The following is a 12,729-nucleotide window of genomic DNA, read 5'->3' on the forward strand; positions in this document are numbered from 1 at the left end:
ATTTCCGCTTCGGTGGGTGCCAACCTTGGTTGGCACATTGCATTGGTGCGGACCGAGGTCCGCACCCACCAGGCAGGTGTTACAGCTTCGCGCGCTGCTCGCGCAGGCCGGCCAGCTGGGTATTCCAGTCGGCCAGGCGCACGCGCTCCTGCTCGACCACGGCCGGTGGCACCTTGTCGGTGAACTTGGCCAGCTTGGTCTCGCTCTTCTCCTTTTCGGCGTCGACGCGGGCGATTTCCTTGTCCAGGCGCACGCGCTCGGCATCAAGATCGACCAGGCCTTCCAGCGGCACCAGCAGCTTCAGTTCACCGACGATCGCGGCGGCGGCCGGCGGTGCGCTTTCGCCTTCGGCCAGCCACTGGATGCTGTCCAGCTTCAGCAGGAACGACAGCGAGGCACTGAAGCGCTCGATGCGCACGCGGTCCTGTTCCAGCCCGGCCTGCAGGCGCAGCGGCACCAGCTTGGACGGCGCGACATTCAGTTCACTGCGCACGCGACGCACCGCACTGATCACCGCCTTCAGCCATTCCACGTCGGCCTCGGCCTGGGCGAAATCGCCTTCGAACTCGGCCGCGGTCGGGTACGGGCGCAGCGACAGCGTGGTCTCGGCCAGGCCCAGGCGCGGGGCCAGCTGCTGCCACAGCTGTTCGGTGATGAACGGGGTCAACGGGTGCAGCAGGCGCAGCAGCGCTTCCAGCACGTACAGCAGGGTGTGGCGGGTGCTCTCGGCGTCGGCGGCGTCGGCACCGTTCAGCGCTGGCTTGCTCAGTTCCAGGAACCAGTCGCAGAACGCGTTCCAGGCGAACTCGTACAGGCACTGCGCCAGCAGGTCGAAGCGGTAGGCGGCGAAATGGCCCTGTGCTTCGGCGGTGGTGGCGGCCAGGCGCGCGAGGATCCAGCGCTCGGCATCGGTGCGCGGCTTGGGCACGCCGCTGAACGCCGCGCCTTCGGTGTTCATCAGGGCAAAGCGGCTGGCGTTCCACAGCTTGTTGCAGAAGTTCTTGTAGCCCTCGGCGCGGTTCATGTCGAACTTGATGTCGCGGCCGTGGGTGGCCAGCGCGGCGATGGTGAAGCGCAGCGCGTCGGCACCGTGGGCGGCGATGCCGTCCGGGAATTCCTTGCGGGTGGCCTTCTCGATCTTCTCCACCATCTTCGGCTGCATCAGGCCGCCGGTGCGCTTGGCGACCAGGTCGTCGATGGTGATGCCGTCGATGATGTCCAGCGGATCAAGCACGTTGCCCTTGCTCTTGGACATCTTCTGGCCCTGACCGTCGCGGATCAGGCCGGTGAAGTAGACGTCCTTGAACGGGATCTTCCCGACCAGGTTGTCGGTGGCCATGATCATGCGCGCCACCCAGAAGAAGATGATGTCGAAGCCGGTGATCAGCACCGACGACGGCAGGTAGCGGTCGAAGCCACGCTCGGCCATGGCCTGCTCGTTCGGCCAGCCCAGGGTGGAGAACGGCCACAGCTGCGAGGAGAACCAGGTCTCCAGCACGTCGCTTTCCTGGTTCAGCACCACCTCGCTGCCGAGGTTGTGCTTCGCGCGCACTTCCGCTTCGCTGCGGCCGACGTAGCAGCTGCCAGTGGCGGCATCGAACCAGGCCGGGATGCGGTGGCCCCACCACAGCTGGCGGCTGATGCACCAGTCCTGGATGTTGTTCATCCAGTGGCGGTAGGTGTTGATCCAGTTCGGCGGCACGAAGGAAATGCTGCCGTCCTCCACCAGTTCCAGGCCACGCTTGGCCAGGTCGTCCATCTTCACGAACCACTGGTCGGTCAGGTACGGCTCGATCACCTGGCCGGTGCGATCACCGCGCGGTACCTGCAGCTTGTGCGCCTTGGTCTCGACCAGGATGCCCAGGTCTTCCAGCTCGGCCAGCACCGCCTTGCGCGCGGCGTAGCGGTCCAGGCCCTGGAAGCGTTCCGGCGCGTTCTCATTGAGCGCTGCCACCGGGGTGAACAGGTTGATCATCGGCAGGCTGTGGCGCACGCCCACTTCGTAATCGTTGAAATCATGCGCGGGGGTGACCTTGACCACGCCGGTGCCGAACGCACGGTCCACATAGTCGTCGGCGATCACCGGTACGCGGCGGCCGGTCAGCGGCAGCACCACGCTCTTGCCGATCAGGTGTGCATAGCGCGCGTCTTCCGGGTGCACCATCACCGCGGTATCACCCAGCAGGGTTTCCGGGCGGGTGGTGGCGACCACCAGGTAGTCGCGGGTCTCGCGCAGGGTTTCCACGCCGTCGGCATCGCGCTCGACGTGCTCGTAGCTCAGGCCTTCATCCAGCGTGTAGGCGATCGACCACAGGAAGCCGTCTTCCTCGGCGCTCTCCACTTCCAGGTCGGAGATGGCGGTCTTCAGCACCGGGTCCCAGTTGACCAGGCGCTGGCCACGGTAGATCAGGCCCTGCTCGTACCAGCGCACGAAGGCTTCGTTGACCGCGGCCGACGGCTGCGGGTCCATGGTGAAGGTGCTGCGCGACCAGTCGGCGGAGGTGCCGAGCCGGCGCATCTGGCGCTCGATGGTGTCGCCGGACTGCTGCTTCCACTCCCAGACCTTGCCGATGAAGCCTTCGCGGCCCAGCGAATCGCGGGTCTCGCCCTTGCCTTCCAGTGTCAGGTTGCGGCTGACCACCATTTCGGTGGCGATGCCGGCGTGGTCGGTACCGACCTGCCACAGCGTGTCGTAGCCGCGCATGCGGTGGTAGCGCACCAGCGCATCCATCAGGGTCTGCTGGAAGGCGTGGCCCATGTGCAGGGTGCCGGTCACGTTCGGCGGCGGCAGCAGGATGGTGTACGGCTCGCCCGTGCCGGACGGCTTGAAGTGGCCGGCCTTCTCCCAGGCCTCGTAGAGGTCGGTCTCGAAGGACTTCGGGTCGTAGCTGGAGGCGAGTTGGGTCATGCAGGGGAACCGGTAATCAAGGCGGGAAGGGAGATCAGCGCGACCCGAGGGCGCGCCGGATCTTCTGGTCGGTGTGGTACTGGCTGACCGCATAGGCGGCCCAGATGGCGGCGGGCAGCCAGCCGATCAGGGTGATCTGCAGGATCAGGCAGACGATGCCGGCCAGCGGTCGGCCGATGGTGAAAAAGGACAGCCAGGGAAGAATCAGGGCGATCAACAGGCGCATCAAGGGGACCTCGCTGGGCTTACATGTCGTGCTTGTTCAGGTCGTAACCGGCGGTCTTGTACTGGCGCCAGCGCTCGCGCAGCGGTTCGCGCGCTTCCGGATCGGCCGGCACCACTTCCAGCACGCGTTCGCACTGGCCCAGCCAGGGTTCGTCGCGCAGGTTGATCACCAGCGGCCGTACCGGTGCGTCGCCGCCCGGGGGGGCGATCAGCACCAGCGCCTCTTCCTCGTCGACATCCTCACCCACGATCTGGTGCGGGATGTAGGCATCGTCGTCGAACGACCAGAGAAGTTCGTCCAGTTCCTCGGCCTGGGCCTGGTCACGGGCCAGTACCAGGGTGAACAGCCCGGCGTCATTGGCCTTGCGCGCCAGCTCGCAGACCAGCCGCAGGGGCTCGGTCAGGAAGCGGGGCTTGGCGATCAGGTAGAAGTCGGCGCGGGGCATGGCGGCATCCAGGTGAGGCAAACGCCGCTCCAGGCCGGGACATGGCTGGAGCAGCAAGGCCCCGGCCGGCGGTTGCCGGCCAGGGTCGGGTACGGCATCAGGCGCGGGCGACCTGGTCCAGCAGCCACTGGCTCAGCAGGCCGACCGGGCGGCCGGTGGCCATGCCACGCTTGCCTTCATCGCTGGCCACGCCGGCGATGTCCAGGTGCGCCCAGCGCTGGCCTTCGGCGAAGCGCGACAGGAAGCAGCCGGCGGTGATCGCACCGGCCCAGCGGCCGCCGATGTTGTAGACATCGGCAAAGCTCGAATCCAGCATCGGCTGGTACTCGTCCCACAGCGGCAGGCGCCAGGCGCGGTCGAACACGTGCTCGCCGGCGGCCAGCAGCTCGTTGGCCAGATCGTCGTGCTTGCTCATCAGGCCGGCGGTCTGGTGGCCCAGGGCGACCATGCAGGCGCCGGTCAGGGTGGCGACGTCGACCAGCGCGGCCGGCTCGAAGCGCTGCGCGTAGGTCAGCGCGTCGCACAGGATCAGGCGGCCTTCGGCGTCGGTGTTGCCGACTTCGATGGTCTTGCCCGACATCGAGGTGATCACGTCGGACGGACGGTAAGCGTTGCCATCGATGGCGTTTTCCACCGCCGGGACCACCACCACCAGGTTCAGCGGCAGCTTGGCCTTGACCGCGGCGACGAAGGTGCCGATGACGTTGGCGCCACCGCACATGTCGTACTTCATCTCCTCGATGCCGCCCTGGGTCTTCAGGTTGACGCCACCGGTATCGAAGGTGATGCCCTTGCCCACCAGCACGTACGGCTTGGCGTCGCCGCCACCGGACCATTTCAGCACCACCAGGCGCGGGCGGTTGGCCGAGCCGCGGGCCACGGCCAGCAGCGAGCCCATGCCCAGCGCTTCCATCTGGTGCTCGTCGAGGATCTCGGCTTCGGCGCCCTCGTGCTCACCGGCAAACTTCACGCCCACCTCGGCCAGGTAGGCCGGGGTGCAGTAGTTCGGCGGCAGGTTGCCCAGCTCGCGGGCGAACTCGACGCCGGCGGCGATGGCCTGGCCCTGGGCCAGCGCCTGCGCGTCGTCACCGGCAATGGCCAGCTGCGCCAGGCCGGCGTCGTCGGCCTTCTTCTTGCCCAGGGTGGCGGTGTAGCGGTAGGCGGCGTGATCGGCGGCGATCACCGCCTGGCGGATCGCCCAGGCCGCGTCGCGGTCCTTGATCGCCACCTCGGACAGGGTGAACAGCGCGCTGCGGGTGGCGCCGGCCTTCAGCGCGCGCACGGCGTCGCCGATGGCCTTCAGGTACTGCGGCACGCCGAAGCGGGCGGCGTCGCCCAGGCCGACCACCAGCACGCGCGGGGCGGTCACGCCCGGCAGATCGTGCAGCAGGGTGGTGGCGCCGGTCTTGCCGGACAGGTCGCCGCGCTGGGCCAGGGTGGCCAGGCGGCCGCCACTGGCGGCATCCAGGGCCTGGGCGGCCGGGGTCAGGGTATGGTCGGCATAGGCGCCAACCACCAGGCAATCAACGGTGGCGGCGGCCGGAGCAACGTGGTTCAGGGTGAATTCGAGGGCCATTGAGCAGATTCCATTGGCGAGTCCGTACAATCGCAGGCCGTTTACGCCCAGACAGTAGACTGGGCGGCACCGCGAACGAACCCCAGAGTTTAAACCACCGCCCCATGCTGAAGCTCGACCGATACCTGCTGGGCGATTTCGTCCAGAGTTTCCTGGCTACCCTGATCGTCCTGCTGGTGGTCAGCGTGGGCGGCGTGCTGGTGGACATCCTCGGCAACATCGCCGACGGGCGCCTGCCGGCCAAGCTGCTGTTCTCGCAGCTGGGCCTGCAGTTCATCGCCTACCTGCCGCTGATCCTGCCGCTGGCGCTGATGCTGGGCCTGCTGCTGGCCATCGCCCGGCTGTACCGTGACTCGGAAATGGCGGTGATCACCGCCATTGGCGTCGGCCCCAAGCGCCTGTTGCGACCGCTGATGATGCTGGTGGTGCCGGTGGTGCTGCTGGTCGGCGCCTGTTCGCTGTGGCTGGGCCCCTGGGCCGGGCGGGTGGCCGAGCAGATGATCATTGAAGCCAACCGCAGCGTGCTGATGGCCGGGCTGGAGCCGGGCCGCTTCACCACCCTGCCCAACGGCGGGGTGGTCTACCTGTCCTCGATCTCGCCGGATGGCACCCAGCTGGGCAAGGTGTTCCTGCAGCGGCAGAAGGACGATCGCCTGGAAGTGGTGTCGGCCAACAGTGGCCGGATGTTCTTCGAGGGCACGCGCCAGCGCTTCCTCGAACTGGATGACGGCCACCAGGTGGAAGGGCCGGTGGCCGGCGCGCTGGATTACCGCCTGGCGACCTTTGCCCGCAACGATGTGGCGCTGCCCGACGGTGCGCAGACCCGAACCGAGGATGACCCGGAACTGATGCCGACCCTGAAGCTGTTCGGCGATGAACGACCGGAGGCGCAGGCGCAGCTGCACCGTCGCCTGGCGCCACCGTTGATCGCGCTGGCCTTCGCCCTGCTGACCGTGCCGTTGGGCCGCAGCTCGCCGCGTCAGCAGCGCTACGGCCGCATGATGCTGGCGCTGATGGCCTACATGGTGGGGACCAACCTGATGTTCATCGGCAGCGGCTGGATCGCCACCGGCAAGATTCCACCCGCGCTGGGCCTGTGGTGGCTGACATTGCCGCTGCTGGCGCTGTCGATCTGGATGTACGTGCGTGATGGCCGCCTGGGCCGCTCGAAGGGAGCCCGCGCATGAGGCTGCGCCCGATGCGTTTCGACCTGTACCTGGGGCGGTCGGTGTTCACCACGGTGCTGCTGACCTGGGCGGTGCTGGTCGGCCTGGACGTGGTGATGGCCTTCTCCGGCGAGTTCAAGGACATCGGCAAGAACGGCTACACCCTCGGTCACGCGGCGGCATGGGTGCTGTACACCGTGCCGCGCCGCGCCTACACCATGTTCCCGACCGCTGCGGTGATCGGTGCGCTGATGGGCCTGGGCCAGCTGGCGGCGACCTCCGAGCTGACCGCCCTGCGCGCGCTGGGCCTGTCGCGCAAGCGCCTCAGCGTGTCGGTGGCGATCGCCCTGTCGCTGTTGACCGCAGTGATGGTGCTCAGCGCCGAGACACTGGGGCCGTGGGGCCAGGACCGCGCCGATGCGCTGAAGTCCAGCGCCAAGTTCGGGCGGGACATCACCACCACGCGCTATTCCGGCTTGTGGGCCCGCGAAGGCGATACCTTCCTCAATGCGCAGAGCGGCGAGGAGCAGCTGGTCGGCGACAAGGGAACGCGCCTGATCCTGCGTGACGTTCGCCTGTACCGGGTGGCCGAGGATGGCCGGATCGCCTCGCTGACCCATGCCGCCACTGTCGAGCATGACAAGGATGGCTGGGTACTGACCGGGGTCCGCCGCGACACCTTCGGCGAACGCTCGGCAACGCGCGAGGAAGCGGCGCGCGAACCGTGGAATTCAAAGCTGGACCCGGCGGCGCTGGCGACCGGCATCGCCAAGCCGCGCAATCTCAGCGTTGCCGAGCTGCGTACCAGCATCGAGTACCGCGAACGCAACGGACTGGATGCGCGCGATTTTGAAGACGTGTACTGGAGCCGCTGGTTCTACCCGGTGAACGTGCTGGCGCTGTGCCTGGCCGCAGTGCCGTTCGCGTTCGGCTCGCTGCGCAGCGGCGGCATGGGCAAGCGCCTGTTCCTGGGCATCCTGTTCGCGCTGGGCTTCTGGCTGCTGCAGCTGTTCTTCGGCCGCATGGCCGGCGCGTTGAAGTTCGACTACCGCATCGCCTATGCGTTGCCGCCGATCGTGATGCTGGCGGTGTCCGGCCTGCTGTTCCGGCGCAAATCGGGCTGAGTGCTGTGGCGCTGGCCAAGACGGCCAACGCGCGGATTTCTGTAGAGCCGAGCCGATGCTCGGCTGCTTTTCACGCACCGCACGCCAGCCGAGCATGGGCTCGGCTCTACAATCAGCGCATCACCGCTTCGGCATGCGCACCACGCGGGTGCCGCTGGCGCGGTCATGCCAGGTCAGGCGGTCGCGGTCGACCCATGCCCACCAGAACCCCAGCCCGCCCAGCAGCAGGGACAGCGTGCCCACCGCGAACCGCAGCCACAGCTGGCCGCGCCGCAGCGGCAGGCCATCGCGTGATTCCAGTTTCAACCGCCACGGCCGCATGCCCAGCGTCTGTCCGCCACGGTGCCAGCTGGCCGTGGCATACCACCCGGTGATGACCCAGCACACTGCCCAGAGCAGCCATTGCCAGGCGCTGAAGGGTGCGATGTTTTCGCGCTGGGCATGGCCGCTGAAGGTATAGGCCAGGGTGAACAGGGTGCCGGCCAGCATCCATAGCGCCAGTACCGGCAGTGCGTCGTAGACCATCGCCAGCACGCGCCACAGCAGCAGCGCGCGCGGGCGGGATGTTTCGCTGGCAGCCGCAGAAGCGGTGTCGGTGGCAGGGCGGGACATGCGCCGAGCATACGCAATGCTGGCCGCGTCCGCAGTCGCCCTCGTATCCTGCACGCATGGCCCTTGTTTCCACCCCCGCCGAACGCCGCCAGCTGGTGCAGCAACTGCCGGAACTGCGCGCCGATGACGGCGCGCGCATCCAGCGTTTCCTCGACGCGATCTGGGCCGAGAACGGCCTGGCCCGCGCCACCCTGGACAGTTACCGGCGCGACCTGGAAGGGGTGGCGCGCTGGATGGATGGACGCGACGGTGGCCTGGCCGGCATCGAGCGCCCCGGCCTGTTCGACTACCTGGCCTGGCGCACCCGTCATGGCTGGTCGCCACGCAGCAACGCGCGCCTGCTGTCGGCGCTGCGCGCGTTCTTCGCCGACGGCGTGCGTCGTGGCGAGCGCAGCGAAGACCCCAGCGCGCTGCTCGATCCGCCGAAGCTGCCACGGCTGTTGCCCAAGGCGCTGGCCGAAAGCCAGATCGACGCGTTGCTGGCCGCGCCGGACATCGACAGCCCGCTGGGCCTGCGCGATCGCGCCATGCTGGAACTGATGTATGCCGCCGGCCTGCGCGTGAGCGAGCTGGTGTTGCTGCCGGCCACCGCGGTCAACCTGCGCCAGGGCGTGCTGCGGGTGACCGGCAAGGGCAGCAAGGAACGGCTGGTGCCGCTGGGCGAAGAATCACAGCACTGGCTGGAGCGTTACCTGCAGCAGTCGCGGCCGCAGCTGGTCGGCAAGGGCAGGGTGCACGCGCTGGCGGATGGGCAGACCCCGTTGTTCATCGAGCCGACGTTGCATGCGCTGACCCGGCAGGCGTTCTGGCATCTGGTGAAACGTCACGCGCAGGTAGCCGGCATCGACCCGGCGCGGATCAGCCCGCACGGCCTGCGCCACAGCTTCGCCACCCATCTGCTCAACCGCGGGGCTGACCTGCGCGCGCTGCAGATGCTGCTCGGCCACAGCTCGCTGTCCACGACCCAGATTTACACCCTGGTGGCCCGCGAGCACCTGCAGAAGCTGCACGCCCGCCATCATCCACGCGGTTGAGCGAGGGCCTGAACCTGGGCCCCGGGCCGTGCGCGGCGTCGCGGCCCGGTCGCGGTGGCTGTGTCAGAATCCGGGGTCTTCTTCTGCCGCGGAACGCTCCATGCTCCGATTTGCCATCGCCGCCGTGTTCGGTGCGCTCAGCCTGACTGCCTGCGCCCAGCCGGCCCCGCCGGCCGCCAAGGCACCTGCCGCCGCACCGGCCAAGGCCAGCCCGGCCGCCAACGGCGCGGCCGACCAGGCCGTGCGTGCGGCGCTGACCGCCCTGAACCCCGGGTTCCAGATTGACTACATCGGCGCGGCACCGTTCCCCGGCTTCCGTGAAGTGGTGGTGTCCGGCCAGCTGCTGTACGTGTCCGACGACGGCCGCTACCTGTTCCAGTCGCAGCCGTACGACACCCGCGCCAAGGGCCCGGCCAACAGCGAAGGCCTGCTGGGCTACCGTCGCGATCTGCTGGCCAAGGCCAACCACGGCGACCGCATCGTGTTCGCCGCGCCGAACGCCAAGTACACCATCAGCGTGTTCACCGATATCGAATGCGGCTACTGCCGCAAGCTGCACCAGGACATCGCCGAACTGAACCGCAACGGCATCTCCGTCGAATACCTGGCGTTCCCGCGCATGGGCCTGGGCAGCAAGGACTACATCGACATGATTTCGGTCTGGTGTGCGGCCGACCGTCGCCAGGCGCTGACCAACGCCAAGCGCGGTGGCAGCGTGCCGGCCAAGAACTGCACCAATCCGGTGGCGATGCAGTACGCGCTGGGCCAGCAGCTGGGCGTGAACGGTACACCGGCGATCTTCGCGCCCGATGGTACCCAGCTGGGCGGCTACCTGCCGCCGGCACAGCTGCGTGCGGCGCTGGAAAAGCTGTCGGCCAAGCGCTGACCGTAACGTCGCCGGGCATGGCCCGGCGGCTGTTGAATCCATGTGGAAAGCCGGGGACGCGATGCATCCCCGGCTTTTTTTCTTACTTCAGGCCATCACTGACCGCCTTGGTCAGCGTGCCCTGTGCATCGTCACCACTGAACTCCCACACGAACGCGCCGCCCAGGCCCTGGGTCTTCACGTAGCCCATCTTGCGGGTGATGTTGGCCGGGGTGTCGAAGCTCCACAGCGTGCTGCCGTTGTAGATCCAGGTGGCACCGGCGGTGTTGTCGGTGTAGCCCGGCCACGCCAGGTTCTTCAGCACCTTCCAGTCTTCGATGCCGGCCTCGTAGGTACCCGGGGCAGCACCGCTGGCGGTCTGGTACAGGCCGTTGTTGGCGTTGACCACGCCGGTCCAGCCACGCCCGTAGTAGCCGATGCCCAGGTTGAGCTTGGCGGCGGGCACGCCACGGCTGATGAAGGCCTCGATGGCGTCGTTGCTGTTGTACAGCTTCTGGTCGCCGGTGGAAGGATCATTCGGCGAATCGAACAGCGCCGACTGGTGATTGGTCTTCGCATCCCACGCGCCGTGGAAGTCGTAGGTCATCACGTTGATGTAGTCCAGGTACGGGTGGTACGCGGCCGGATCGGTGACGCGGATCTTGTCGATGCCCGCACCCACCGCCACCGTCAGCAACAGGCCCGGACGCACCGCATCGAGCTGGCGGCGGAACTCGGCCATCAGCGCGGTGAAGTTGGCGTTGTCTTCCGGCTTGCCGCATTCGATGCCACAGGCCACCGGGTATTCCCAGTCGATGTCGATGCCGTCGAACACGCCCAGCGCGGCTCCGGCACCACCGGCACCGTCGGTCACCGGCAGGTTGCCCTTGATGTAGGCGTCGATGCACGAGGCGACGAAGGCCTGGCGGTTTTCCGGGCGCGCCGCGCTGGAGAAGCCGCGCGACCAGGTCCAGCCACCCAGCGAGATCAGCACCTTCATGCCCGGGTACTTGGCCTTGAGCTGCTTGAGCTGGTTCCAGTTGCCACGCAGCGGCTGGTCCCAGGTATCGGCGCTGCCGCTGACGCTCTCGGCGGCACTGAAGGCCTTGGTGTAATCGGCGAAGGCATCGCCACCGGCACCGCTGTTCGGATCCGACGGCTGGGTGATGCCCACTTCGCAGCGGTTGTTGCGCACGTTGCCGAACGCGTAGTTGATGTGGGTCAGGCGTGCGGCCGAGCCGCTGCTGTCGATGTTCTTGACCCGGTAGTTGCGGCCGTAGATGCCCCACTGGGTGAAGTAGCCGATGACCCGCTTGCCGGTGCTGCCGCCGTCGCCGGCCAGCGTGGTGGCGCTGATCTCGGTGCCCTGTGCCGAGGCGTTGCCGGCGTTGTCGCGGGCGCGCACGCGGTAGCGGTAGGTGGTCGACGCGGTCAGGCCGCCATCGATGTAGCTGGCACTGGACGGCGAGCCGACCAGGCTGCCGTTGCGGTACACGTCATAGCCGGCCATGCCGCTGCCACCGGTGTTGTCGGTGGACGGGCTCCAGCTGAGCGCGATGCTGTTGGCAGTACGGGTCCCCACTGCCAGCCCGCCCGGCACGCTCGGCGCGGTGGTATCGCCACCGGCGGCGTTGACGGTGATGGTGATGGTGGGCGTGCTGGTGGTGGCGTTGTTGTTGTCGGTGGCCACCGCGCGCAGGGTGTGGCTGCCGGCGCTGGCGTTGCCCCAGCTGGCCGCGTACGGCGCACTGGTGGCGATGCCCAGCGAGCTGCCGTCGCGGAAGAACTCCACCTTGGCGACGCTGCCGTCCGGATCGCTGGCGTTGGCGGTCACGTTCACCGTGCTGCCGGCACTGAAGGTGGCACCGTTGGCCGGCGAGGTCAGGCTGACCACCGGCGGCTGGTTGCTGCCACTGCCATCGCAGGCACCGAGATTGGTGTAGTAGGGCGCACCGGCCGGATGGTCCGGCGGCGCGTTCCAGATGTCCTGGTTCGCCCGATAGAGGACGCCTCCTTTCTGCAGGGTATCGCCGGCCCGGTAGATCTTGGCCTGGTCCCACTGGGCCACGCCGGCACAGCTGGCGGCCTGCGCCAGGCCGGGCAGGGCGGCGGTACCGGCGGCCAGGGCAAGCAGCCAGGCCAGGCGGCGGGGACGACAGCTTCGGGTCGCACGTTCGGCACTGCGCACAATCGGGTCGTACATGGGTAAGTCTCCGATCAAAGGGCGCGCGGGCCCCGATGGCGCCGCGCGTGACGCAGGTCCGGGCGTCGCCCGGGAAGGCGACGGAGGGGGCGGACGGGGTACCTGGGAGGCCGGGGAGAGAGTCCGGCGCCAGGTGGGGACAACGTTGTCATCAATTGCGTGGTCAATCCGTGAGCAAGCGCATGGTTCGGGGATCCGGGCGGAAGGCGGCGCTGCGCGCGGTCGGCGGCCATCGGCGGAGCCCCTCGTGGCTGGGGTGGGTCGCTGAAAGCGGGTTTCCGGGGGTTGGCCGGGTGGGTGGGCTGCGCAGGGGGCGCTGCAAGTACGTCCATGTAAGCTCGATCGCCGCATCCATGCGGCTCACGCCCCTGCGCAGCCCACCCACCCGGCCACGGACAGGTTCCCGCGCGGCCAGCCACGGAAGACAGAACAGAAAATCAAAAGCAGAAGCCGGTCGCTTCGCTCCCATCCACGCATGGCGTGGATCTACCCGTTCTCGGGACCGCCAGTAGATCCACGCCATGCGTGGATGAATCCATCAGATATCGCAACAAATCCAGGGTCGGCAGA

General features: G+C 68.0%; 10 protein-coding genes. 4 read left to right on the forward strand and 6 right to left on the reverse strand.

The window, feature by feature from the left end; all coding sequences use genetic code 11:
- Positions 1 to 79: 79 nt before the first annotated feature.
- From ACMZPQ_RS17505 to ACMZPQ_RS17520, 4 genes are all read right to left on the reverse strand, one after another.
- Entirely contained in the window at positions 80 to 2,908 is a 2,829-nt protein-coding gene (locus ACMZPQ_RS17505) for a valine--tRNA ligase (RefSeq protein ID WP_197583562.1), read from the reverse strand.
- Between the two features lie 34 nt (positions 2,909 to 2,942).
- Positions 2,943 to 3,134 (reverse strand): YqaE/Pmp3 family membrane protein, encoded by a 192-nt coding sequence (locus ACMZPQ_RS17510; protein WP_014035920.1) that lies wholly within the window; start codon positions 3,132 to 3,134, stop codon positions 2,943 to 2,945.
- Positions 3,135 to 3,153: 19 nt separating this feature from the next.
- Complete coding sequence (locus tag ACMZPQ_RS17515; protein ID WP_088024108.1) at positions 3,154 to 3,579, reverse strand: DNA polymerase III subunit chi; 426 nt, start codon at positions 3,577 to 3,579, stop codon at positions 3,154 to 3,156.
- Positions 3,580 to 3,676: 97 nt separating this feature from the next.
- The gene (locus ACMZPQ_RS17520; protein ID WP_197583563.1) at positions 3,677 to 5,155 is read right to left on the reverse strand and encodes a leucyl aminopeptidase; all 1,479 of its coding nucleotides are present in this window, start codon (positions 5,153 to 5,155) and stop codon (positions 3,677 to 3,679) included.
- Positions 5,156 to 5,259: 104 nt separating this feature from the next.
- Between ACMZPQ_RS17520 and lptF the strand changes: the two genes are divergently transcribed.
- Together lptF and lptG are read left to right on the forward strand one after the other, a co-directional pair.
- A complete protein-coding gene (gene lptF / locus ACMZPQ_RS17525) occupies positions 5,260 to 6,342 on the forward strand; it encodes an LPS export ABC transporter permease LptF (protein ID WP_197583564.1) in 1,083 nt (360 codons plus the stop codon).
- Entirely contained in the window at positions 6,339 to 7,445 is a 1,107-nt protein-coding gene (gene lptG, locus ACMZPQ_RS17530; protein WP_197583565.1) for an LPS export ABC transporter permease LptG, read from the forward strand. The genes lptF and lptG overlap by 4 nt, the downstream gene beginning before the upstream one ends.
- A gap of 120 nt (positions 7,446 to 7,565) precedes the next feature.
- Here lptG and ACMZPQ_RS17535 read toward each other — a convergent pair whose 3' ends face one another.
- Complete coding sequence (locus tag ACMZPQ_RS17535; protein ID WP_197583566.1) at positions 7,566 to 8,057, reverse strand: RDD family protein; 492 nt, start codon at positions 8,055 to 8,057, stop codon at positions 7,566 to 7,568.
- 56 nt (positions 8,058 to 8,113) lie between these two features.
- Between ACMZPQ_RS17535 and xerD the strand changes: the two genes are divergently transcribed.
- Complete coding sequence (xerD, locus tag ACMZPQ_RS17540; protein WP_197583567.1) at positions 8,114 to 9,091, forward strand: site-specific tyrosine recombinase XerD; 978 nt, start codon at positions 8,114 to 8,116, stop codon at positions 9,089 to 9,091.
- 100 nt (positions 9,092 to 9,191) lie between these two features.
- Positions 9,192 to 9,977 carry a thioredoxin fold domain-containing protein gene (locus ACMZPQ_RS17545; RefSeq protein WP_197583568.1) on the forward strand — a complete coding sequence of 262 codons (786 nt, stop codon included), beginning with the start codon at positions 9,192 to 9,194 and terminating at the stop codon, positions 9,975 to 9,977.
- A gap of 82 nt (positions 9,978 to 10,059) precedes the next feature.
- Here ACMZPQ_RS17545 and ACMZPQ_RS17550 read toward each other — a convergent pair whose 3' ends face one another.
- Positions 10,060 to 12,159 (reverse strand): glycosyl hydrolase family 18 protein, encoded by a 2,100-nt coding sequence (locus tag ACMZPQ_RS17550; protein ID WP_197583569.1) that lies wholly within the window; start codon positions 12,157 to 12,159, stop codon positions 10,060 to 10,062.
- Positions 12,160 to 12,729 lie beyond the last annotated feature (570 nt).

It is taken from the genome of Stenotrophomonas maltophilia (assembly GCF_047497515.2).
Classification (GTDB): domain Bacteria; phylum Pseudomonadota; class Gammaproteobacteria; order Xanthomonadales; family Xanthomonadaceae; genus Stenotrophomonas.